The sequence below is a fragment of the Actinomadura sp. NPDC047616 genome (assembly GCF_040642915.1).
Classification (GTDB): Bacteria; Actinomycetota; Actinomycetes; order Streptosporangiales; family Streptosporangiaceae; genus Spirillospora; species Spirillospora miaoliensis.
The window spans coordinates 501,120-523,570 of the sequence record NZ_JBEYTB010000002.1; the positions used below are offsets into that span (position 1 = coordinate 501,120).

At 72.8% G+C, this 22,451-nt stretch carries 18 protein-coding genes; 12 read left to right on the forward strand and 6 right to left on the reverse strand.

Translation table 11 applies throughout. From position 1 onward, the window contains the following. The first annotated feature begins 248 nt into the window (after positions 1-248). The 11 genes from ABZ801_RS06540 to ABZ801_RS06590 all read left to right on the forward strand — a co-directional run bounded on the left by ABZ801_RS06540 (position 249) and on the right by ABZ801_RS06590 (position 13,563). Positions 249-1,085 (forward strand): SDR family NAD(P)-dependent oxidoreductase, encoded by an 837-nt coding sequence (locus tag ABZ801_RS06540; RefSeq protein WP_360693686.1) that lies wholly within the window; start codon positions 249-251, stop codon positions 1,083-1,085. A 4-nt stretch (positions 1,086-1,089) separates the two neighbouring features. Then, complete coding sequence (locus tag ABZ801_RS06545) at positions 1,090-2,238, forward strand: galactitol-1-phosphate 5-dehydrogenase (RefSeq protein ID WP_360693689.1); 1,149 nt, start codon at positions 1,090-1,092, stop codon at positions 2,236-2,238. Beyond that, complete coding sequence (locus ABZ801_RS06550) at positions 2,235-3,323, forward strand: zinc-dependent dehydrogenase (protein ID WP_360693692.1); 1,089 nt, start codon at positions 2,235-2,237, stop codon at positions 3,321-3,323. The genes ABZ801_RS06545 and ABZ801_RS06550 overlap by 4 nt, the downstream gene beginning before the upstream one ends. Continuing rightward, positions 3,320-4,816 (forward strand): glycerol kinase GlpK, encoded by a 1,497-nt coding sequence (glpK, locus tag ABZ801_RS06555; RefSeq protein ID WP_360693695.1) that lies wholly within the window; start codon positions 3,320-3,322, stop codon positions 4,814-4,816. Before ABZ801_RS06550 ends, glpK begins: the two co-directional genes overlap by 4 nt. 59 nt (positions 4,817-4,875) lie before the next feature. Continuing rightward, positions 4,876-5,835 carry a hypothetical protein gene (locus ABZ801_RS06560; RefSeq protein ID WP_360693698.1) on the forward strand — a complete coding sequence of 320 codons (960 nt, stop codon included), beginning with the start codon at positions 4,876-4,878 and terminating at the stop codon, positions 5,833-5,835. Positions 5,836-6,095: 260 nt separating this feature from the next. Continuing rightward, positions 6,096-6,995, forward strand: a complete 900-nt coding sequence (locus ABZ801_RS06565) for a MurR/RpiR family transcriptional regulator (protein ID WP_360693701.1) — start codon at positions 6,096-6,098, stop codon at positions 6,993-6,995. Between the two features lie 366 nt (positions 6,996-7,361). Then, entirely contained in the window at positions 7,362-8,315 is a 954-nt protein-coding gene (locus ABZ801_RS06570) for a substrate-binding domain-containing protein (protein WP_360693704.1), read from the forward strand. A 3-nt stretch (positions 8,316-8,318) separates the two neighbouring features. Then, a complete protein-coding gene (locus ABZ801_RS06575; RefSeq protein ID WP_360693707.1) occupies positions 8,319-9,845 on the forward strand; it encodes a sugar ABC transporter ATP-binding protein in 1,527 nt (508 codons plus the stop codon). Positions 9,846-9,868: 23 nt separating this feature from the next. Further along, entirely contained in the window at positions 9,869-10,894 is a 1,026-nt protein-coding gene (locus tag ABZ801_RS06580; RefSeq protein WP_360693710.1) for an ABC transporter permease, read from the forward strand. A gap of 270 nt (positions 10,895-11,164) precedes the next feature. Then, on the forward strand, positions 11,165-12,115 hold the full coding sequence (gene pip, locus ABZ801_RS06585; RefSeq protein ID WP_360693713.1) for a prolyl aminopeptidase: 951 nt from the start codon (positions 11,165-11,167) through the stop codon (positions 12,113-12,115). A 68-nt stretch (positions 12,116-12,183) separates the two neighbouring features. Then, the gene (locus ABZ801_RS06590) at positions 12,184-13,563 is read left to right on the forward strand and encodes an amino acid permease (RefSeq protein WP_360693716.1); all 1,380 of its coding nucleotides are present in this window, start codon (positions 12,184-12,186) and stop codon (positions 13,561-13,563) included. 87 nt (positions 13,564-13,650) lie between these two features. Here the strand turns inward: ABZ801_RS06590 and codA are convergent, their stop codons facing one another. Genes codA through ABZ801_RS06610 form a run of 4 tightly spaced genes read right to left on the reverse strand, consistent with a single transcriptional unit; the run spans position 13,651 to position 20,327 of the window. Further along, entirely contained in the window at positions 13,651-14,934 is a 1,284-nt protein-coding gene (gene codA / locus ABZ801_RS06595) for a cytosine deaminase (protein WP_360693718.1), read from the reverse strand. Beyond that, positions 14,931-16,379: an acyl-CoA synthetase gene (locus ABZ801_RS06600; protein ID WP_360693721.1), complete on the reverse strand. Its 1,449-nt coding sequence runs from the start codon at positions 16,377-16,379 to the stop codon at positions 14,931-14,933. Before ABZ801_RS06600 ends, codA begins: the two co-directional genes overlap by 4 nt. 29 nt (positions 16,380-16,408) lie before the next feature. Continuing rightward, positions 16,409-18,238, reverse strand: coding sequence for a hydantoinase B/oxoprolinase family protein (locus ABZ801_RS06605; RefSeq protein WP_360693724.1), 1,830 nt, complete (start codon positions 18,236-18,238; stop codon positions 16,409-16,411). Positions 18,239-18,269: 31 nt separating this feature from the next. Next, positions 18,270-20,327 (reverse strand): hydantoinase/oxoprolinase family protein, encoded by a 2,058-nt coding sequence (locus tag ABZ801_RS06610; RefSeq protein WP_344955474.1) that lies wholly within the window; start codon positions 20,325-20,327, stop codon positions 18,270-18,272. A gap of 186 nt (positions 20,328-20,513) precedes the next feature. Between ABZ801_RS06610 and ABZ801_RS06615 the strand changes: the two genes are divergently transcribed. After that, positions 20,514-20,888: an FKBP-type peptidyl-prolyl cis-trans isomerase gene (locus ABZ801_RS06615; protein WP_360693727.1), complete on the forward strand. Its 375-nt coding sequence runs from the start codon at positions 20,514-20,516 to the stop codon at positions 20,886-20,888. A gap of 34 nt (positions 20,889-20,922) precedes the next feature. Here the strand turns inward: ABZ801_RS06615 and ABZ801_RS06620 are convergent, their stop codons facing one another. Further along, positions 20,923-21,813, reverse strand: coding sequence for a carbon-nitrogen hydrolase family protein (locus tag ABZ801_RS06620; RefSeq protein ID WP_360693730.1), 891 nt, complete (start codon positions 21,811-21,813; stop codon positions 20,923-20,925). Beyond that, complete coding sequence (locus tag ABZ801_RS06625; RefSeq protein ID WP_360693733.1) at positions 21,810-22,442, reverse strand: carbon monoxide dehydrogenase subunit G; 633 nt, start codon at positions 22,440-22,442, stop codon at positions 21,810-21,812. Before ABZ801_RS06625 ends, ABZ801_RS06620 begins: the two co-directional genes overlap by 4 nt. Between the last annotated feature and the right edge of the window lie 9 nt (positions 22,443-22,451).

Below are 22,451 nucleotides of genomic sequence, written 5' to 3' on the forward strand. Positions count from 1 at the left end.
GGCGGGAACGGCCGCAATCCTGCACAGCGGCACAGTGAGGGCGCAAGTAGAAATTTCTTCTCTCTCTCTTTCAATACGTAGAAGTTACTGCGATACTGGCCGTGGCGCCACCTCCCGGCGCAGGTCAGCGGGGCCGGAGCCCCGGCCGCGGACCATGCCGCGTGACGGCCCCCGTCGGAGAGGGCACCGGTCCCCCGACCCGTGCCGTGGCGATTCCCATCCCCTGTCGACACCGATTGAGGTAACCGATGAACTCCGTGTACGAGCCCGCCCCCGGAGACGCCCTGGAAGGCAAGGTCGCGCTGGTCACCGGCGCCGCGTCCGGGATCGGCGACGCGGTCTCCCGCGTCTTCGCCGCCAACCGGTGCCGCGTCGCCCTCGTCGACATCGACGGCGACCGCCTGGACCGGGTCGTCAAGGAGATCACCGCCGCGGGCGGCGACTGCGCGGGCTTCCATGCCGACGTCACCGACGAGGAGCAGGTCACGGCGGTGTTCCAGGAGACCGTGCAGCGGTGGGGGCGGCTCGACCTGCTCGTCAACAGCGCCGGCCGCGACTCGCTGTCCCCGCCGGTGACCGAGGTGACGCTGGAGGAGTGGAACAAGACCATCGGCCCGAACCTGACCGCGGTCTTCCTGTGCTGCCGTGAGGCGTTCCGGATCATGCAGGAGCAGCCGACCGGCGGGCGCATCATGAACATGGGGTCGTCGTCGGCCCGTGTCGCCTCCGGTCCGGGCCACAGCCCGTACCGGGCGTCCAAGCACGGGATGATGGGGTTCAGCAAGAACATCCTGCTCGAGGGCAAGGACAAGAACATCGGCGTCACCGTCATCAACCCCTCGCACGTCAAGACGCCGATGACCGAGATCATCGATCAGGGCCTGTACGACGGCGACATCCCCGCCTACCTCGACGGGTGGCTGGACGAGAAGGAGATCGCCGAGGGCGTGCACGCCAGCTGCATCGAGGTCTCCAACGTCGCCGAGGTCGCCCTCTACGTCGCGACGCGGACGCCCGACGTGACCATCCCCACCATCTCGCTGTACCCGACCCACAAGGCCCACCGCTACGGGATGGAGGTGTGACCCGATGAAGGCGGCGGTTCTGCGGGAACAGGGCGTCATCTCCTACACCGACGTGCCGGAGCCCCGCCCGGTCGGCGACCGCTCGGTGCTCGTGCGGATCGGCGCGGTCGGCGTGTGCGGTTCGGACGTGCTGCGATACGGCCGGGGCAAGGCCTACCACTACCCGCTCGTCCTGGGGCACGAGTTCTCCGCCATCGTCGAGGAGGCCCCGGCGGGCAGCCGGTTCGCCCCCGGCGACCGTGTCGCGGTCTTCCCCCTGCTCCCCGACCCGGACGACCCGTTCACCCGCATCGGGGAGGCGGCTCTCGGCCGCGGCTACGACTATTACGGCTCCCGCCGGGACGGCGCCATGAGCGAACGCCTCCATGTGCCCGAGGCGAATCTCGTCCCGGTGCCCGGGAACGTACCGCTGGTGCACGCCGCCATGGTGGAGCCGGCGGCCGTCGCGCTGCACGCCGTGCTGAAGGTCCGCGTCCCGGCGTCGGGCACGGCGCTGGTCATCGGCGCCGGGCCGATCGGGGCGCTGGCCGCCCAGTGGCTGCGGCTGCTGGGGTGGACGCGGGTGCTGGTCGCCGACGTCGACGAGCGCAAACGCCGGCTGATGTCCTCGCTCGGCTTCGAGGTCGTCGACGCCTCCGGCGACACGGTGGCCGCCGTGCGGGACCTGACCGGCGGGCTCGGCGTCGACTGCGCCGTGGAGGCCGGCGGGCTTCCGCTGACCCTTCTCCAGGCGCTCGACGTCGTCGCGCCGCTCGGTACCGTGATCATGCTCGGCGACATCAACGGCGACGTCACCCTTCCCCAGCCGCTGGTGTCGTCCCTGCTGCGCCGTGAGGTCCGCGTCCAGGGGACCTGGAACTCCAAGATCACGCCCGCCGGACGCAGCGAGTGGGAGATGGTGGTCACCTGTCTCGGGCACGGGCTCGAAGTCGCACCGCTGATCAGCCACACCCCGTCGCTCGCGGACGCCGACGCGGTCTTCGACGATCTGGTGAACCGGCGGGTCTGGTACAACAAGGTCGTCTTCGCCGTGGCCGACGAGGCCCGCGCCGAGCTCGACGATCCCGGCGTCGCGCCCGCCGCCGCCCGCTCCGCGGCGTGGTCGGCGAGCGGAGCCCGTGCGTCCGGGGAACCGCTGGGGGCCCGGCCATGAAGGCGGCGCGGTTCCACGAACCCGGTGTGATCCGTCTCGACGAGGTCGAGACGCCGAGGCTGCGCGACGGCGAGATCCTCGTCCGGGTCCGCGCCGCGTCGATCTGCGGCACCGACCTGCGCATCTCCCGGCACGGGCACTTCAAGATCGCCCCGGGTGAGCGCCGGGTCCTCGGCCACGAGGTCAGCGGCGACGTCGTCGAGGTGCGCGGCTCGGTGGAGGGCTACGCGGTCGGCGACCGCGTCGCCGTGGCGCCCAACGTGGGCTGCGGCCGGTGCGAGCTGTGCCGCGCCGGCCAGAACCAGATGTGCCCGCGGTACGAGGCGTTCGGCGTCAGCATCGACGGGGGCTTCCAGGAGTTCATGCGCGTCCCGGCCTTCGCGCTCCGGCGGGGGAACGTCTTCCGGCTGCCCGACGGGGTCGGTTACGCCGACGCGGCGCTCATCGAGCCGTTCTCCTGCTGCTACAGCGGACAGCGCAGGCTCGGGGTGGGATTCGAGGACGTCGTCCTGATCGTCGGCGCCGGCCCGATCGGCGCGTTCCACACGATGCTCGCGCGGCTCGCCGGGGCCCGGAAGATCATCGTCGCGGGCCGGTCCCGGCCGCGTCTGGACGCCGTCCGCCGGCTCGGCGCCGACGTCGTCGTCGACGTCCGCGAGCAGCGGCTCGCCGACGTCGTGATGGCCGAGACCGACGGCCGCGGCGCCGACGTCGCCGTCACGGCCGTGTCCAGCGCCCAGGTGCAGGCCGAGACCGTCGAGCTGCTCGCCACGCACGGCCGGATCAACTTCTTCTCCGGCCTCGGCGGCCTGGAGCCGCCGCGCATCGACACCGACCGCCTGCACTACAAGGGCCTGCTGCTGACCGGGACCACCGGGTCGAGCAACTTCGACTACGACCGGTCACTGCAGTTGGTCCGCGACCGGAACCTTGCCCTGTCCTCGCTGGTCAGCGATACCTTCCCGCTGGAACGCATCCAGGACGCCCTCGCCCACGCGGCCTTGGGCTCGGGGATGAAGACGATGGTGGTCCTCGACGACGCCGGGCACCGGGACGGGCGCACCCCGACGGGAGTCAAGCGATGAAGAAGTACGTCCTGGCCTTCGACTCGGGGACGACGAGCATCCGCGCGATCCTGTTCGACCGCGCCGGGCGGGTGATCGCGATAGCCCAGCAGGAGTTCCCGCAGCTGTATCCGCGGCCCGGCTGGGTGGAGCACAATCCGCTCGACATCTGGAACACCCAGATCACCGTCGCCAAGCAGGCCCTCGCCGAAGCCGGGGCGAGCGCCGAGGAGGTCGCCGCCATCGGCGTGACCAACCAGCGCGAGACGACGGTGGTGTGGGACCGCGACAACGGCGCCCCGGTCATGAACGCCATCGTCTGGCAGGACCGGCGCACCTCCGGCTACTGCGACGACCTGAAGGCCCGAGGTCTGCAGGACCACGTCCGGTCGGCCACGGGCCTGGTCATCGACTCCTACTTCTCCGCGACGAAGATCAAATGGATACTCGACCACGTCCCGGGGGCCCGGGAACGGGCCAGGCGCGGGGAACTGCTGTTCGGCACGATCGACAGCTGGCTCGTCTGGAACCTCACCGAGGGCCGCAGCCACGTCACGGACTACTCCAACGCGTCCCGCACCATGATGTTCGACATCAACAGGCTGGACTGGGACGACCGGCTGCTCGAGGAGTTCGGCATCCCGCGGGCGATGCTGCCCGAGGTCCGGCCCACCAGCCAGGTGTACGGCCACACCGGCGAGTCGCTGTTCTTCGGCACCCGCATCCCCGTCGCGGCCGTCGTCGGCGATCAGCAGGGCTCCCTGTTCGGCCAGGCCTGCTTCGCCGAGGGCCAGGTCAAGGCGACCTATGGCACGGGCGCCTCACTGCTGATGAACACGGGCGACAAGCCCGTCATGTCCAGTTCCGGGCTGCTCACCACCATCGCCTGGGGCCTGGACGACCGTGTCGAGTACGCCCTCGAGGGGCTCATCTTCGTCTCCGCCGCGTCGGTCAAGTGGCTCCGCGACGAGCTCAGGCTGGTCCATGACTCCGAGGACACCGAGTACGCCGCCCGGCGCGTCCCCGACACCATGGGCGTGTACTTCGTGCCCGCCTTCGTCGGGCTGGCCGCGCCCTACTGGGACGCCTACGCGCGGGGCGCCATCCTCGGGCTGACGCACGGCGTCACCCGCAACCACATCATCCGCGCCACGCTGGAGGCCATCGCCTACCAGATCCGCGACGTCATCGGCTGCATGAAGGACGACAGCGGCATCACGCCGCACGAGCTGCGGGTCGACGGGGGCGCCGCCTGCAACAACTTCCTCATGCAGTTCCAGGCGGACATCCTCGGCGTCCCCGCGCTGCGTCCCACCGTCACCGAGTCCTCCTCGCGCGGTGCCGCCTTCCTGGCCGGCCTCGCCACCGGCTTCTGGAGGGACCAGCGGGAGCTCATGGACTCCTTCGAGCTGGAGCGCCGGTTCGAGCCGTCGATGGACCAGGAGACCAGCGACCGCCTGTACGCGGGCTGGAAGAAGGCCGTGTCCCGCGTCGGCGACTGGGCGGAGCACTGATGGGCACGCGCGCCCGGTCATCGACACAGCGATCGTCCTCAAGGAAGGAGACCCGGCCCGTGGCCGCCTACCGTCCCGCGACACGACCGACGATGTACTTCATCGGGGTCACCACACGCCAGTCCTCCATCATGCGGGTGTTCCCCGCCTGGGCGCAGGCCCTCGGCCTGGACGCCCGGATCAGCGGCATCGACCTGCCGATCGACGACGCGCCCGCCCGCTACCGCGAGGTCGTGGCGTTCGTCAAGAACGATCCGCTGTCGCTCGGCGCGCTGGTCACCACCCACAAGCTCAACCTGTACAAGGCCGCCCGCGACCTGTTCGACCGCGTCGGCGCGGACGCCGAACTCCTCGACGAGGTCAGCGGCATCTCCAAGCGCGGTGACCTCCTGTGGGGCAACGCGATGGACCCGATCAGCAGCGGGCTGTCCCTGGAAGCGATCGTGCCGGACGGCTACTGGGCGGACACCGGTGCCGAACTGCTGCTCCTCGGCGCGGGCGGCTCAGCGCTGGCGCTCACGCTCTACCTGCATCGCCGTGCCGTGGACGGCCGGGACGTGCCGTCCCGGGTGATCATCACCAACAGGCGCGCGCACCGCCTGGACGAGATGCGGGCCGTGCACCGCAAGATCGGCTTCGCCGTCCCGGCGGACTACCATGTCGCGCCCGCCCCCGAGCACAACGACGCACAGGCCGGCCTGCTCAAGCCCGGGTCCGTGGTGGTCAACGCCACCGGTCTCGGAAAGGACAGGCCGGGCTCTCCGCTCACCGACGCCGCGCCCTTCCCCTCCGACGGCATCGCGTGGGACTTCAACTACCGCGGCGACCTGCGGTTCCTCCGGCAGGCGCGGGCGGCCGCGGACCGCAACGTGCGGGTCGAGAACGGCTGGACCTATTTCATCCACGGCTGGACCCGCGTCATCGCGGAGGTCTTCCAGATCGACATCCCGACCTCCGGCCCCGAGTTCGACCGCCTGTCCGCCATCGCGCGATCCGCCGCGGAGGGAGGCACGGCGTGACCGCAGGCACCGCCACCGCGGGCCCGCCGCACTCGGCGGGACGGAGCTCGTGGACACGCCCCGGTCCGCGATGAAGTACCGTGCGTATCGCCCCGGCACCGCCCTTCTCCGGCACGCCACCGCCGTCTCCGGAGCCGTCTCCGGAGCCGCCTCCGGGGCCGGCGGCGCCGGCGGCTCCCCGTGGCGGGCGCGGGGTGCGCGGGCGGAGGGCGCGCAGACGTGTCGATGACAGTCGTCCACCACAGTGACCGGAGCCGAAGATGACAGCCCAGGGCATCGAAGACGCGAATATTCTTCAGCGTATATCGAGCAAATACCGGTACCTGGCCCCGGCGCTCCGTCAGATCGCCGACCTGATCCTCGGCGACCCCGGAGAGTGTCAGACGATGACCATCACCCAGCTCGCGGCCGCCGCCGGTGTCGCCGAGTCGTCGGTGTCGAGATTCGTCCGGGAGTTCGGGCTCGTCGGCTACCAGGACCTCCGGCTCCGGGTCGCCGAGGCGGTGTTCCAGAGCCGGTCGGCGGGCGAGTCGGCCGACCAGCAGGTGGTGTACGAGGGCATCACCCGGGAGGACGGCATCGCGACGATCATCGCCAAGATCGAGCGCAGCAGCCGGCACGCGGTCCGGCAGACCGCCACACGGGTGGACGTGGAGGCCCTGACACGGGCGGTGAGCCTGATCGACCGCGCCTCCGGCGTGATGTTCTGCTGCATGGGCTCGTCGGCGATAGCGGCCGAGAACGGCGTCATGCGGTTCATGCGCGCCGGTAAGAAATGCGTGTTCTTCCGCGACCAGAGCGGCCAGATCATGGCGGCGACCAACGCCACGGCCGGCGACGTCGTCATCGGGATAAGCGACTCCGGCCACACCACCGTGGTCGCCGAGGCGCTTCGGCTCGCCTCCGAACACGGCGCCGCGACGATCGCCATAACGTCGACCGAGGACTCTCCCGTCTGCGCGCACGCGGACGTGGTCCTCTACACCTCCAATCCGGCCATCGGGGGCGGCCTCTACGGAGAGTCGGTCACGTCCAAGTGGGGGCAGATCCTCGTCGTCGACATGCTCTACGCGGCGTTCGCCGCGCGCAATGCCGATGCGACGTTGGCGCACCTGGAAGAGACCTATACCGCGGCGATCCAGCACTCGCGCACCTCCTGACGCGCACCTCCTGACGCGCACCTCCTGACGCGCACGTCCTCCTCATCACCGCCGGCTTCCCGGACGCGGTGGCCGCGGGCCTGATGCGGGGCCCGCGGCTCCGGCGACCGCCGCGCCGGCGGCTTCCGCCATGCCCTTCCACGGCCCCGGCTCGCCCACGCCGGCCGATCCCGTCGCCTCGTCGCCATCGCCGAGCCGTCCGGCGCCCCCGCGCGGCGAGGGCCTTCAACGCCCGCTGACCGGGGCGAACTCCGCTGCAAACGGGTCTTGACACCCGAATGAGGGCAGTGGAACCATTCGCAGAAATAATTTCGCACTCACCAAAAGATGATCGAAATTACTTCTACCCCACCCCATGGAGTAACCGTGATCCGTCCCCGAACCGCCGCGCTGCCCGCGCTCGCGGCCGCCCTCACCGTCGCCGGGTGCACGGCGACCACCGCCACGTCCGGCACCGGCTCCGACGCCGGCTCGTCCTCGGGCAAGGTCAAGGTGGGCATCACCGTCCAGACCTTCACCAATCCGTTCTTCGTCGCCGAGGCGAACGGGGCGAAGGCCGAGGTGGAGAGGCAGCACGGTCAGGCCTTCGTCGAGCAGGCCGACCAGGACGTGCAGAAGCAGTCCGACCAGATCGACGCCTTCATCCGGCGGCGCGTCGACGTGGTCGTCGTCGACGCCGTGGACTCCAAGGGCATCGGCCCGGCGGTCGCGCGGGCCAAGGCGGCGGGCATCAAGGTCGTCGCCATCGACGTCGGCGCGGAGGGCGCGGACGCCACCATCACCACCGACAACGTCCAGGCCGGCCGGATCGCCTGCGAGCACCTCGGCACGCGGGTGCGGAGCGGCCCGATCGCGATCCTCGACGGGACCAACATCACCGCTGTCAACGACCGCATCAACGGGTGCCTCACGGCGCTCAAGGCGTTCCCCGGCATCAAGGTGGTCGCGCGGCAACGCGGTCTCAACAGCCGCGACTCCGCGCTGCCCATCGCGACCAACATGCTGACCGCCACCCCTGGCATCAAGGCCTTCTTCGCCATCAACGACCCCACCGCCGCCGGGGTGGAGCTCGCCGCCAAGCAGAAGGGCCGCACCGACGTGTTCATCGCCAGCGTCGACGGCGCGCAGTCGGCGGTGGAGTCGATCACCCGTGGCGGGCTCATCGCCTCCACGTCGGCGCAGGATCCCGTCGGCATGGGCGCCAAGGGCGTGCAGACCGGCATCCAGCTGGCGGCCGGCAAGCCGGCCCGGACCACGGTCCTGGTTCCGGCGACGCTCGTGACCAAGGACAACGCCGCGTCCTACAAGCCCTGGGGCTGACAGATGTCCGTCCGCGAACAAGAGCCGCTCGTCCGGCTGCAGGGCGTCACCAAGCGCTTCAAGGGGTTCACCGCCGTCGACCACGCCGACCTGGACGTGTACGCCGGCGAGGTGCACGTCGTGGCCGGAGAGAACGGGGCGGGCAAGTCCACACTGATGAAGACGCTCGCCGGCGTCCACCCGCTCGACTCCGGCCGCATCGTCCTCGGCGGCGCGGCGGTGTCGATCCCCGACACGGCGACCGCACGCCGGCACGGCATCGCGATGGTCCACCAGGAGCTCACCCTGGCCCCGAGCCTGTCCGTCGCCGAGAACATCGTTCTGGGCCGCGAGCACCGGACCAGGTTCGGGCTGTTCGCCCGGGCCCGCGCACGCGACGAGGCCGCGAAGGTGCTGGCGACGCTCGGTGCCCGGTTCTCCGTCGACGCCGAGGTCGCCGAGTTGTCCACCGGCCAGCAGCAGCTGGTCGAGATCGGCCGCGCCGTCGCGGAGGGCGCCCGCGTCCTCGTCTTCGACGAACCGACCGCGGCGCTGTCGGCCCGCGAGGCGGCGGCACTGCTCGACCTGGTGGAGTCGCTGCGTGACAACGGCATCGCGATCCTCTACATCACCCACCGGATGGAGGAGATCCAGCGGCTGGCCGACCGTGTCACCGTGATGCGGGACGGCAGGGTGATCGCCACGCTGCGGCGCGACGAGGCGACACCCGAGGCGATCGTCACCCGCATGGTGGGGCGGCCCGTCGAGAACCTGTACCGGCACGCGCGTCCCGAGCCGCGCGACCGGGTCAGGCTGCGGGTGACCGGCATCTCCGACGGCGCGTACATCCGGCCCTCCTCGTTCGAGGTCCGCGCCGGCGAGGTGCTCGGGATCGCCGGGATCGTGGGCGCGGGCCGCAGCGAGCTGGTCCGCCTGGTCTTCGGCGCCGACACGGCCGCCTCCGGGCGCGTCGCCGTCGACGGCGCGCAGGTCTCCATCCGCCGGCCCGCCGACGCGATCGCGCACGGCATCGCGCTCGTCCCCGAGAGCCGCAAGCAGCAGGGGCTCTTCCTCGACCTGTCGATCGAGGAGAACATCGCCATGCTCGGCCTCACCCACCGTCCCCCGCGGCTCGTGCGGCCCGCGCGCCTGCGCTCGACGGCCGACCCGCTCGTCACCAGGCTCGGCATCCGCTGCCGGGGCCTGGACCAGCCGGTGGGTCACCTGTCCGGCGGCAACCAGCAGAAGGCCGTCCTCGCCAAGTGGCTGTCGCTCGACCCGAAGGTGCTCATCCTCGACGAGCCCACCCGGGGCATCGACATCGGCGCGAAGGCCGACATCTACGCGCTCATCGACGAGATCGCCGCCGCGGGGGTCGCGATCATCCTCGTCTCGTCCGAACTCCCCGAGGTCCTCGGACTCAGCGACCGCGTCCTGGTGATGCGGGAAGGACACATCGTCGCCGAACTGACCGGCGAAATGCTCAAGGAGGACATCGTCATGCAGTACGCGACCGGTGCCGACGTCACTCCCGGGCGGCCGGCGGCATGAACGCGGCGAGCGGAGACAACGTCATGGAGACGGCGCCGGCGTCGGCGAAGCCGGCGGACGCGCCGCGGCCCGGGACGCCGGACGGCCGGTCACCGGGCGGGGCCGGCGCCGGCCGGGTCGCGGCACTGACCTCGCAGCGGTTCGGGCTCGCGCTGGCGCTCCTCGTGCTCGTCGCGGTGTTCGCCGTCGTCTCGCCCGAGTTCCGGACCCTCGACAACCTGTTCGACGTGACCCGGCAGGTGGCCGTCACGGCGATCCTGGCGGCCGGGGCCACGCTGGTGATCCTCACCGGCGGCATCGACCTGTCCGTCGGCTCCCTGGTCGGCCTGACGGCGCTGGTGTCCGTCGCGGCCTCCGCGCACGGCCTGTCACCGGCGGTCGCGCTGCTGCTCGCCGTGGCCGTCGGGGCGCTCGTCGGCCTGTTCAACGGCACGCTGGTCGCGCGGGCCGGGCTGTCGGCGTTCGTCGTCACCCTCGCCGCCCTCACCTGGCTGCGCGGCGTCGTGTACGTCGGCACCAGCGGCGGCGCCGTGTTCACCAAGGACACCTGGTTCGCCTTCCTCGGCCAGGGCGCGGTCGCCCGGGTCCCGGTACCCGCGCTGATCATGCTGGCGGTCTTCCTGGGCTGCGGTCTGCTGCTGCGCCGCTCGGTGTTCGGGCGACATGTGACCGCGGTCGGCGCCAACCCCGAGGCCGCCCGGCTGACCGGCATCTCCGTGCCCCGGGTGCTCGTCCGGGTCTACGTGCTCAGCGGTGTCTGCGCGGGGATCGCGGGAGTGATCGTCGGCGCGCGGCTGCAGTCGGCCGTCCCGGATCTGGGCACCGGATACGAGCTGCAGGCGATCGCCGCGGTCGTCCTCGGCGGCACCAGCCTCAGCGGCGGCCGCGGCGGCATCGGCGGGACGTTCATCGGCGCGATGCTGATCGCCGTGCTGGTCAACGGCATGACCCTGCTCAACGTGTCGTCCTACTACCAGCTGATCATCCAGGGCGCCGTCATCCTCGCCGCGATCGCCATCGACCGGCTGCGACTGCGCGGCGGCCGCTAGCCCGACGACCGCGGCGACCTCGCCGTGCCGGCGCGACGGGGGCCGCGGGCGGATCGCGCGCCGCGGCCCGGACGCCCGGGCCGCGGCGCAGGCGGCGGCCCGGGCCGCGGCGCAGGCGGCGGCCCGGGCCGAGCGGACGATGGCGAACACGCCGTACTTCCTCGGACGCATCGTGCCGAGCTTCATGGCCCGCGTCCCCGACGTGAGCTGCTCCGCAAAGTGCCGGGCTCCTGGGACGCGCGGCCTCCCCGTCGAGTAGTACTTGATCGCATGAAGGGGTTCTATCCGCCGGTCGAGCCGTACGACTCCGGGCTGCTCGATGTGGGCGACGGCAACGAGATCTACTGGGAGACCTGCGGGAACCCGGACGGCAAGCCGGCGGTCTTCCTGCACGGCGGGCCGGGCGGAGGAGTGCTGCCGGGGTTCCGGCGGTTCTTCGATCCCGCCGCGTACCGGATCGTGCTGTTCGACCAGCGCAACTGCGGCGCCAGCAGGCCGCACGCCGGTGACCCCGCCGTCTCGCTGGAGCACAACACCACGCCGCGTCTGGTCGCGGACATGGAGCGGCTGCGCGAGCACCTGTCCATCGACCGGTGGCTGGTCTTCGGCGGAAGCTGGGGCAGCACGCTGGCGCTGGCGTACGCGCAGGCGTATCCGGAGCGGGTCACAGAAATGGTCCTGCGGGGCATCTACCTCGTGCGGCCGGAGGACGAGGCGTGGGCGTTCACCCCGACCGGCGCGGCGCACCTGTTCCCGGCCGAGTGGGCCGCGTTCCGGGACGCCATCCCCGCCACCGAACGGGACGACCTCGTCGCCGCTTATGGCCGCCGCGTCCACGACCCCGATCCGGCCGTGCACCTTCCGGCGGCCCGTGCGTGGATGGCGTGGGAGCTGGCGGCCAACACGCTTTTGCCGGTGGAGCCTCCGGAGCTCGACGACGCCGCGCTGCTGGCGTTCGCCCGCATCACCCACCACTACATCGGCAACGGCGGGTTCCTCCCCGCGGAGGGGCTGCTGGCGGGCGTCGACCGCATCCGGCACATTCCCGCCGTGATCGTCAACGGGCGTTACGACATGAAGACGCCTCCGGGGCAGGCGTGGGCGCTGCACCAGGCGTGGCCCGAGGCCGAGTTCCACATCGTGGAGGACGCGGGGCACGGCGGCTCGGAGCCCGGCACCCTGCACCGTCTCGTCGAGGCCACCGACCGCTTCCGCGCCTGACGGTCTCGAATCGGTCACCGGTCGGTGAAGGGGGCGTCAGGGGCGGCGCCACGGGTGATCACTGGGCGATGGAGGAGGTCCACACCACAACCGGGGACGGCGAGGCCGGGCTGCGGCGGGCGCTGCGGCCGCGGCACCTGAGGATGATCGCGCTGGGCGGGATCATCGGGGCCAGCCTGTTCGTGGGCAGCGGCGCCGTCGTCCACACGGTCGGCCCCGCCGCCGTGCTGTCGTACGTGATCGGCGGGCTGCTGGTCGTGTTCGTGATGCGCATGCTCGGCGAGATGGCCGCCGCGCAGCCCGCGCTCGGGTCGTTCATGGAGTACGCGCGCGAGTCCCTGGGCGGCTGGGCCGGATTCACCGTCGGCTGGCTGTACTGGTACTACTGGGTCGGCATCGTGGCGTTCGAGGCCGTGGTCGGCGCGCAGATCCTGCAGAAGTGGGTGCCGGGCGTCCCACAGTGGGCGTTCTCCCTGGTGCTGATGCTGGCGCTGACCGCGACCAACCTGGTGTCGGTGCGCTCGTTCGGCGAGGCCGAGTACTGGCTGGCGTCGGTCAAGGTCGCCTGCATCACCGTGTTCCTCGTGGTCGGGACGCTGTACGTGGTCGGGCTGTGGCCGGACTCCACCGGGTCGGTGACCCACATCGCCGACGACGGGTTCCTGGCCAAGGGCGGGTTCGCGGTCGTGCACGGCGTGGTGATCGTGGTGTTCTCCTACTTCGGGGCGGAGATCGTCACGATCGCGGCGGCCGAGTCGCGGGAACCGGCCAAGGCGATCGCCACCGCGACCGTCACGGTGGTGTGGCGGGTGCTGCTGTTCTTCGTCGGGTCGGTCACGCTGCTGGTGATGATCACGCCGTGGGAGCGGGTTCCGCACGACGGCACCAGCCCGTTCGCCGCCGCGTTCGACCGCTTCGGCATCCCCGGCGCCGAGACGATCATGAACGTGGTGGTGCTGACCGCGGTGGTGTCGGTGCTGAACTCCGGGCTCTACATCGCCTCGCGCATGCTGTTCGCGCTGCGCGAGCACGGGTGGGCGCCGCGGTGGACCGGCGACACCCGGCGGGGGGTGCCGTGGAAGGGCATCCTGCTCAGCACCGTGCTCGGCTACGTCACGGTGGTGATGAGCTTCGTGTCGCCGGACCGCGTCTTCTACTTCATCATCAACTCGGCCGGGGCGGTGGCGCTGTTCCTGTACGGGATCATCGCGCTGTCGCAGCTGCGGATGCGGACGCGGCTGGAACGGGAGGCCCCGGAGAAGCTCAAGCTGAGGATGTGGCTGCATCCGTGGCTGAGCTGGGCCACGTTCGTGTGCGTGCTGGCGGTGCTGGTGTCGATGGCGGTCGTCGACGACACCCGGTCGCAGCTGTGGCTCAGCCTGATCAGCCTCGCCGGGTTCCTGGCCGCGTACGCGGTGATCGTCCGCCGGCGTGCCGGCCGGGCGTAGTCGGCTGCGGGCCGGACGCGGGCCGGACCCCGGTCAGATCCAGCCCATGTCGCGGGCGCGGCGGACGCGGCCAGGCGGTGACACCCGTCATCTGTCGCGGTCGCGGACGAAGTCGATGTCGCGGGGGTCCTCGCCGGGCCAGGTGAGGCGGGTGGACGTGGCGGGCGTCTCGGCGACGAGCCGGCCGCGGGACACGACATGGGTGGGCCGGGTCTGGCGGCGGACCGCGTCGAAGCGGGACGCGGCGGGCAGCACGACGAAGCTGGCCGGACGTCCCTCGGCGACGCCGTAGCGGTCGCCGAGGCCCAGCACCCGGGCGGCGCGTTCGGTGACCATGGCGAACGCCTCGTCGATCTCGGCGGGGCCGGTGAGCTGCGCGGCGGCGACGCCGACGAGGGCGACCTGCAGCGGTGAGGCGGTGCCGAGCGGGAACCAGGGGTCCATCACGTCGTCGTGGCCGAACGCCACGTTCACCCCGGCGCCGAGCATCTCCTTGACCTGGGTGAGGCCGCGCCGCTTGGGGTAGCCGTCGAACCGTCCCTGCAGGCACAGGTTCGCCAGCGGGTTGGACACCAGGTTGATGCCCGCGCGGGCCAGGATGCGCTGGAGCTTGTAGGAGTAGGCGCCGTTGTAGGAGCCCATCGCGGTGGTGTGGGAGGCGGTGGCGCGGTCGCGCAGGCCGGTGCGGCGGGCGAGGGTCGCCAGCACCTCCACGAACCGCGACTGCTCGTCGTCGATCTCGTCGCAGTGCGCGTCCAGCATCAGCCCGTGCTCGGCGGCGACCTCGAAGGCGATCTCCAGGGAGTGGACGCCGTCCTCGCGGGTGTCCTCGAAGTGCGGGATCGCGCCGACCGCGTCGACGCCGCGCCGGGCCGCCTCCGCCAGCAGGTCGGCGCCGCCGTCGAACGAGCGGATCCCCTCCTGCGGGAAGGCGACGAGCTGCAGGTCGACCACGTCCCGGACGCGTTCGCGGACCTCCAGCATCGCGTCCAGGGCGACCAGCCCCGGGTCGGTGACGTCGACGTGGCTGCGCACGTGCAGCACGCCGTTGGCCGCGTACCAGCGCAGCACCTCGGTGGCGCGTGAGATCACGTCGTCGCGGGTGAGGGCGCGCTTGCGCTCGCTCCACACCGCGATGCCCTCCCACAGCGAGCCGGAGGCGTTCCAGCGCGGCTCCCCGGCGGTGAGGGTGGTGTCGAGATGGACGTGGGGTTCGACGAACGGCGCCGAGACCAGGCCGCCCCGGGCGTCGATCCACTCCTCGCCCGAGCCCTGCCCGGCGGGCAGGACGCGGCCGAAGCGGTCGCCGTCGATCTCGATGTCGTACGCGCCCTCGCGCCCGTGCAGGCGGGCGTTGCGCAGCAGTCTCACGCGGTCTCCGTGGGGTTCTCGGTCAGGCGGGTCTTGACGACCTTGCCCATGGCGTTGCGCGGCAGCGACCCGACCAGGTGCACGACGCGGGGCCGTTTGTGCGCCGACAGCCGCTCCGCCACGAAGTCGATCAGTTCCGGGCCGGTCGCGCCGTCGGCGACGACGTAGGCGGTGACCTGCTCGCCGAGGTCGGCGTGCGGGGTGCCGACCACCGCCGCCTCCCGCACCGCCGGATGCGCCAGCAGCGCGTTCTCCACCTCGCCCGCGCCGATCCGGTATCCGCCGCTCTTGATCAGGTCGGTGGACGCGCGGCCGACGATGCGGTGCCAGCCGTCCGGCCCGATCGCGGCGATGTCGCCGGTGCGGAACCAGCCGTCGGGGGTGTACGCGGCGGCCGTGGCCTCGGGACGGCCCAGGTAGCCGCCGAACAGCATCGGCGCGCGCACCTGCAGTTCCCCCGGCGTCTCCCCGTCGGCGGGGACGGCGGACCCGTCCTCGGCCACCAGCCGCGTCCGCACGCCCGGAAGCGGGGTGCCGACGTGGCCGGGCCGCCGGTCGCCACCGGCGCGGGCGGAGATCGTGATGAGCGTCTCGGTCATGCCGTACCGCTCGACCGGCCGGTGCCCGGTCAGCTCGGTCAGGCGGTCGAACACCGGCACCGGCAGCGCGGCGCTTCCCGACACCAGCAGCCGCGCGCCCCGCAGGGCGCGGGCGGACGCCGGGTCGTCGCACACCCGCGACCACACCGTGGGGACCCCGAAGAACAGCGACCCGCCGTGCCGCTCCGCGGCCGCCGCGTACGCGGCGGGACGGGGACGTCCCGTGTGCACCAGCGGCGACCCGGTCCGCAGCGCGCCCAGCACGCCGAGGACCAGGCCGTGCACGTGGAACAGCGGAAGGCCGTGGACGAGCACGTCGCCGGCCGTCCACTCCCACGCCTCGGCCAGCGCGTCCAGCCCGGCGGCGATCGCGGCCCGGGAGATCAGCACGCCCTTGGGCGCGCCGGTGGTGCCGCTGGTGTAGAGGATGAGCGCGGTCGCGTCGCCGGGCGGCGGCTGCGGCGCCGGCGTGGACGACCCGGACGGCAGGGCGTCCACGGGGACGAGGGGCGGGCCGCCGGCGGCCGGGTCCCAGGCGCCGCGGGCGGCCAGCAGCAGCCGCGCCCCGGAGTCGCCGAGGATGTGGTCGCGTTCGGCCGGGCCCGAGTCGGGCGGCAGCGGCACGACGGGCACGCCCGCCAGGATCCCGCCGACCACGGCGACGACGGTCTCGACGGTGGCCGTGGCGTGCACCGCGACGGCCTCGGCGCCGCCGATCGCGGCCGCCACCGCCGCCGCGCGGGCGAACAGCCCGGCCCGGGACAGGCCCCGGCCGTCCACCCGGACCGCGTCCGGCGCGTCGGGCGCGTCCCCCGCGTGCCCCGCCGGGTCGCCGAGCAGGTCCATCGCTCCCCTTCCGTCCTTCTCCGGTGCTCTCAGGCAGTATGCCCGCCGGGGAGATCGACGTCGGCGTGGGGACGGCCGCCGGACAGGCGGGGGAAGCCGGGGCCACGGTCGAAGAACGGGGCGGGTCCGCGCGCGGCGCGCAGCTCGGCCCGCAGCGCCTCGGTGGCGGCACGGTCGACGGCGCCGTCGGCGAGCACCACGCCGTAGTCGTCGCGGGCGCCCGCGGGCGACACCTTGCCGTCGCGCACGTCGGCGGCAACGCGCTCGGGGTCGCGGTCGAACGGGTCGCCCCACCCGCCGCCTCCGGTGGTGCGGATGCGGATGACCTGGCCCGCGCGCACCGGATGGTCGTCGACCAGACCGTCCATCTCCTCGCCGTCGATGTCCACGCGGAACGGGCGCCCGGCGCGGCCCCCGTTCACGCCCCAGCACGACAGGATGGACCGGTCGGCGATCGACATGTAGCGGGCGTCGCGCAGCATGCGGATGTGCTTGTCGTAGCCGAGGCCGCCGCGGAACCTCCCCGGCCCGCCCGAGTCGACGGCCAGGCCGAGCCGCTCCACCACGAACGGCCAGCGGGCCTCGGCGAACTCGGCGGGGATGTTGCGGGAGTCGGGGACGATGTGGATGGTGTCCTCGCCGTCGGCGTGGTGGCGGCCGCCCGAGCCGCCGCCCAGCACCTCCCGCATCAGGTACGGGCCGCGGTCGTCCTCCCCGTACACGCCGGTGTAGCGGATGGTCTCCTGGTCGGCGGGCATGCGGCCGCCGGTGGCCTTGGCCAGCACCCCGGCCAGCACGCCCAGCAGCCGCAGGATGACGAAGGTGCGCGCGTTGGTCGGCGCCGGGAACACCGGCGTCAGCAGCGTGCCCTTGTCCGGGAACCGCATCTCGATCAGCGGCACCACGCCCTCGTTGACGTCCAGCTCGGCGGCGCGTTCGGGCGTGTCGGCCAGGTTCCGCAGGACGGGCGCCAGCCACTTCTTCAGGAACACCCCGTCGGCGTAGTCGCCCGCGTGGTTGATCGGGCCCTTGGCCTGCGGGGACGTGCCGGTGAAGTCGATGACCAGCGGCACCTCGGCGGACGCGTCGGCGGTCAGGGTGATGCGCTGGGCGTGCAGGCGCGGCGGGTCGACGCCGTCGTGCTCGGCGTAGTCCTCCCACACGTACGTCCCGTCGGGGATCTTCGCCAGCAGCTCGCGGCGGAACGTCCGGGTGGTCTTGTCGATGATCGCGTCGAAGCAGTCCTCGACGGCGGCGCGGCCGTACCGGCCGAACAGGTCGGCCAGGCGGCGGGCGCCCATCAGGCAGGCCGAGCACTCGGCGTCCAGGTCGCCGGCCAGGGAGTCGGGCATACGGGAGTTGCGCGTCATGATCCGCAGCGCCGCCTCGTTGGGGACGCCCCGGTCCCACAGCCTGATCGGGGGCACCATGAGCCCCTCCTCGAAGGCGCTGCGCGCGTGGCTGGGCATGGACCCGGGGACGGCGCCGCCGATGTCGTCGTGGTGGCCGAACGCCTGCACGAACGCCACCACGTCCCCGTCGTGGAACACCGGCACGGTGACGCACAGGTCGGGCAGGTGCCCGATGCCGCCCTCCGACAGGTACACGTCGTTGTGGAAGAACACGTCCCCGGGACGCATCGTCTCGATCGGGAAGTCCCGGACGATCGGCTGCACCAGCGCCGAGTACGAGCGGCCGGTCAGCTTGCGCAGCCGCCGGTCGTGGATGCCGGCGCGGAAGTCGTGCGCGTCCCGGATCATGGGCGAGCGGGCGGTGCGGGCGATCGCGGTCTCCACCTCGCGCTCCACCGACGCCAGCGTCCCCTCGACGATCTCCACGAGGATCGGATCGGCGCTCATGCCGTGTCTCCCGCCCGCCTCCGCGGCTCGCTCATGGGGCGTCGTCTCCCTTCGTGATCACGAGGTTGCCGTGGGCGTCCACGCGGGCCCGGAAGCCGGGGTGCAGCGGCAGCGTCGAGCCGAACTCCTCGATCACCGCCGGGCCGCGCAGCACGTCGCCCGGGGCGAGCCGTTCCCGCCGGTAGACGGGGGTCGGCGTCCAGTCGTCGAAGTGGACGTCGCGCACGCCGGTGCGGGCGCGTTCGGGGTTCCCGTCGCCGGGCGGGCGTTCCCGCAGGCGGGGACGGGTGATCGGGCCGATGCCGGAGACGCGCAGGTTGACCCACTCGACGGGATGGCGGACGGTGTCGTCGCGGTAGCAGTAGCCGTACAGCGCCTCGTGCGCGTCGTGGAAGCGCCGCACGACCTCGGCGCGGAACGCGTCGTCGACCGGCCCGTCCGGCGCCGCGACCCGCACCTCGAACGCCTGCCCGTAGTAGCGCAGGTCGGCCGAGCGGGCGAAACGGTGTCGCCCGGCGGGGAACCCCTCGCGTTCGAGGGCGTCCGCGGCGCGGCCCTCCAGCTCGGCGTAGGTCGCCCCGAGCACGGCCGGGTCGAGCTCGGTGTCGCGGGTGACGCGGGTGCGCACGTAGTCGTTCCTGACGTCCACGGTGAGCAGGCCGAACGCCGACAGGCTGCCCGGGTCGGCGGGGATCACGGCGGCGGGCAGGCCCAGCACGTCCAGCAGGCGGCAGGCCTGCAGCGGGCCGGAGCCGCCGAACGCCACCAGCGGGAAGTCGCGCACGTCCAGCCCGCGCCGGACGGTGATCTGCCGGATCGCGTTGGCCTGGTTCCACGCCGAGATCTCCAGGATCCCGGCGGCGGCGCGGTCACCGGACAGTCCCAGCTTCGCCCCGAGGGACTCCACGCCCGCCCGCGCGGCCGCCACGTCCAGCGGGATCTCCCCGCCGAGCAGGTGCGGGGGGATGCGGCCGAGCGCGGCGTGCGCGTCGGTGACGGTCGGCTCGGTGCCGCCGCGTCCGTAGCACAGCGGGCCGGGGTCGGCGCCCGCGCTGCGCGGCCCGACCTTCAGCGTGCCCTCCGGGGAGATCCAGGCGACCGAGCCGCCGCCCGCCCCGACCGTCACGATGTCGATCATCGGGATCCGGACGGGGTGGCGTCCGACCGCGCCCTCGGTGGTGAGGGTCGGCTCGCCGTCCAGCACCACCGCCACGTCCGTGGACGTGCCGCCGCCGTCCAGCGTCACCACCGAGGGGTAGCCGGGCGCCGCCACGTAGGCGGCGCCGAGCGCGCCGGCGGCCGGGCCGGACAGCACGGTGGTGACGGGCTGGTGGACGACCTCCTCGGCCGACAGCACCCCGCCGTTGCTCTTCATCACCCGCAGCGGCGCGGGCAGCAGCCCCGACAGGCGGGCCAGGTAGCGGCTCATCGTCGGCTTGACGGCGGCGTCCACGAGGGTGGTGACCGACCGTTCGTACTCGCGGTACTCGCGCAGCACCTCGCACGACAGCGACACCACCGCCTCGGGGTGCTCGCGCGCCAGCACCTCGCGCATGCGCAGCTCGTGGGCGGGGTCGGCGTAGGAGTGCAGGAAGCACACGCCGATCGCGTCGATGCCCTGCTCGCGGAACCAGCGGGCCGCCGCGACCGCGGCCTCCTCGTCGAACGGCCGCAGCTCGGCGCCGGTGTGGTCGAGCCGCCCGCCGACGGTGCGCACCCGGTGCACCGGGACGATCCGCGGCGGCTTGACCCAGAAGTAGGAGTTGCCGTAGCCGTCCGGGACGCTCTGCCGGGCGATCTCCAGCATGAACTCGAAGCCCTCGGTGGTGACGAAGCCGAGGTCGTCGAGCCGGTCCTCCAGCAGCTGGTTGGTCGCCACGGTCGTGCCGTGCGACACCGCCGTCAGCGCCGACGCCTCGGCGCCCACCAGGCCGAGGATCTTGCGGGCGGCGTCGCCGAACCCCTCGGCCGGGTCGGCGGGGGTGGACGGGGTCTTGGTGGTGAACAGCTCACCGGTGTCCTCGTCCAGCGCCACCACGTCGGTGAACGTGCCGCCCGTGTCGATGCCGATCCGCAGCCGCCGTGCCATGCCTGGTGTCTACCGGTGCGGCCACGGCGCCGAAACGTCGCAAACTGCCAACGGAACGCCCGATCTTTGGCGACCTTCACGCGCCGTGTTCGGGCCGCCGCGCGCACCCCGCTACGCTGAACGGCGACCGAGCACGAGGGCGCGACGTCCTCACGTGCGCATCCGACGACACCCCTGGAGCCCTGTATGGCCCTGGAACGGCCCGAGATCGACTTCCCCGAGGGCGAGCCGCCCGCGTTCCTCGACATCACCGACATCGAGGTCGGGGACGGCCCCGAGGCCACCAAGGGCTCGCAGGTGTCGATGCACTACGTCGGCGTCGCCTTCTCCACCGGCGAGGAGTTCGACGCGTCCTGGAACCGCGGCCAGACCCTCGACTTCACCCTCGGCTCCGGCCGCGTCATCAAGGGCTGGGACATGGGGATCCAGGGCATGAAGGTCGGCGGGCGCCGCAAGCTGGTGATCCCGCCGCACCTGGCCTACGGCAACCACAGCCCCAGCCCGGCGATCAAGCCCGGCGAGACCCTGATCTTCGTGGTCGACCTGGTCGACGTGAAGTAGCCCGCCCGGCGGCGGCGCGCCCGGCGGGCCGCCGCTAGCGCGGGAACGGGGTGGACGCCGGTCCCAGCAGGTCGGCGGCGTACTTCCCGTACACCTCCAGGTTGCGTTCGGCCAGGTGGTCGAAGGAGTGCCGCACCGACGAGCCGGGCGTCAGCGACGCCATCGCGGCGGCCGGGTCCAGCCGCGCCGCCGCCCACCCCTCGTGGGTGGCCGCCCGCGCCACGACCTCGGCGATCGGCGTCACCACCATCGAGTTGCCGAAGTACAGGGTGCCCGCGGGGTCGGCGCCGACCGCGTTGGCCGCCACGACGTACACGTGGTTGTCGTAGGCGCGGGCGCGGGTGGTCAGCTCCCAGATGTCGGCCGAGCGCAGCAGCGCCGAGGGGCGGCACACCACCTCGGCGCCGCGCACCGCCATGATCCGCCACAGCTCGGGGAAGTCGCCGTCGAAGCAGATCGCCATCCCGATCCGGCCGAGCGGGGTGTCGACGACCGTCACCTCGCCGCCCGGCGCCGCCCAGCCGCCGTGCCGGGCGTCCTCCACGCGGAACGGGTGCACCTTGCGGTAGACGCCGAGCACGTCGCCGTCCGGCCCGACCAGCACCGCCGCGTTGTGGACGGTCTCGGCGGCGCGTTCGTAGGTGCCGAAGCACACGTGCACGCCCAGTTCCCGCGCGACCCGCTGGATCGGCTCGCTCACCGGCCCGGGGACCTCCGACACCAGCCCGCGCAGCTCCGCCGCGGGCACGCCCGGGTTGAACCCGGTGGTGCACGTCTCGGGCAGCACGACCAGCTCGGCCCCCGAACGTTCGACGCATCGCCGCGTCCACGACACGGCCCTGTCGATGTTGCGCCGCACCGACGCCTCGGTCAGCGGCCCCGGCTCCGGCGCGAACTGGACCGCGGCCGCGGTGAACGCCCTCATCGCCTGGCCCTGCGGCCCAGCGCGTAGCCGACCGCGACCCCGGCCAGGGCGACCGCGCCGCCCGACAGGAACGCCGCGAGCATCGGCCCCGGCGACACCGGCGGGGGCACCGGAACCGTCGGCGGCATCGGCGCGATCGGCCCCGCCGCGACCGCGGGGGGCGCCTCGGGCGCCGGGGCGGGGACGGCGGGCCGGGTCAGGTCGCGTTCGACGGCGGCGAAGAACTCGGCGGCCGTCTTGCGGGCGACGGTGCCGAGCACCCGCTGCCCGACCCCGCCGATCATGCCGCCGACGGTCGCGTCCGCGTCGTAGTCGACCCGGGTGCCCTCGCCCGAGTCCTCCGACAGCCGCACGCGCACCGTCGCGTCGACCGTGCCGGGCGCGCCCTGCCCGCGGGCCCGCAGCGTGAACGCCCGGGGCGGATCGGGATCGGTCAGCTCCACCCGGCCGACGTAGGTGCCCCGGACGGACGCGACGCCCGCCGAGACGGTCATCGTGTAGACGTCCTCGCCGGTCGCCTCCAGCGAGCGGCAGCCCGGGATGGTGCGGGCCAGCACCGCCGGATCCCGCAGCGCCTCCCAGACGCGCGGCAGCGGCGCCCCGACCATCGCAGTCCCCATCACCTTCATGAGCCGACC

What these genes read in the sequence shown, in the direction of transcription:
- ABZ801_RS06565 (WP_360693701.1), top strand. Translation starts at nt 6,096, where the DNA reads ATGACAGCCCAGGGCATCGAAGACGCGAATATTCTTCAGCGTATATCG.
- ABZ801_RS06575 (WP_360693707.1), top strand. Translation starts at nt 8,319, where the DNA reads ATGTCCGTCCGCGAACAAGAGCCGCTCGTCCGGCTGCAGGGCGTCACC.
- ABZ801_RS06605 (WP_360693724.1), bottom strand. Translation starts at nt 18,238, where the DNA reads ATGAGCGCCGATCCGATCCTCGTGGAGATCGTCGAGGGGACGCTGGCG.
- pip (WP_360693713.1), top strand. Translation starts at nt 11,165, where the DNA reads ATGAAGGGGTTCTATCCGCCGGTCGAGCCGTACGACTCCGGGCTGCTC.
- ABZ801_RS06600 (WP_360693721.1), bottom strand. Translation starts at nt 16,379, where the DNA reads ATGGACCTGCTCGGCGACCCGGCGGGGCACGCGGGGGACGCGCCCGAC.
- ABZ801_RS06625 (WP_360693733.1), bottom strand. Translation starts at nt 22,442, where the DNA reads ATGAAGGTGATGGGGACTGCGATGGTCGGGGCGCCGCTGCCGCGCGTC.
- ABZ801_RS06550 (WP_360693692.1), top strand. Translation starts at nt 2,235, where the DNA reads ATGAAGGCGGCGCGGTTCCACGAACCCGGTGTGATCCGTCTCGACGAG.
- ABZ801_RS06580 (WP_360693710.1), top strand. Translation starts at nt 9,869, where the DNA reads ATGGAGACGGCGCCGGCGTCGGCGAAGCCGGCGGACGCGCCGCGGCCC.
- glpK (WP_360693695.1), top strand. Translation starts at nt 3,320, where the DNA reads ATGAAGAAGTACGTCCTGGCCTTCGACTCGGGGACGACGAGCATCCGC.
- ABZ801_RS06620 (WP_360693730.1), bottom strand. Translation starts at nt 21,813, where the DNA reads ATGAGGGCGTTCACCGCGGCCGCGGTCCAGTTCGCGCCGGAGCCGGGG.
- ABZ801_RS06540 (WP_360693686.1), top strand. Translation starts at nt 249, where the DNA reads ATGAACTCCGTGTACGAGCCCGCCCCCGGAGACGCCCTGGAAGGCAAG.
- ABZ801_RS06615 (WP_360693727.1), top strand. Translation starts at nt 20,514, where the DNA reads ATGGCCCTGGAACGGCCCGAGATCGACTTCCCCGAGGGCGAGCCGCCC.
- ABZ801_RS06610 (WP_344955474.1), bottom strand. Translation starts at nt 20,327, where the DNA reads ATGGCACGGCGGCTGCGGATCGGCATCGACACGGGCGGCACGTTCACC.
- ABZ801_RS06545 (WP_360693689.1), top strand. Translation starts at nt 1,090, where the DNA reads ATGAAGGCGGCGGTTCTGCGGGAACAGGGCGTCATCTCCTACACCGAC.
- ABZ801_RS06590 (WP_360693716.1), top strand. Translation starts at nt 12,184, where the DNA reads ATGGAGGAGGTCCACACCACAACCGGGGACGGCGAGGCCGGGCTGCGG.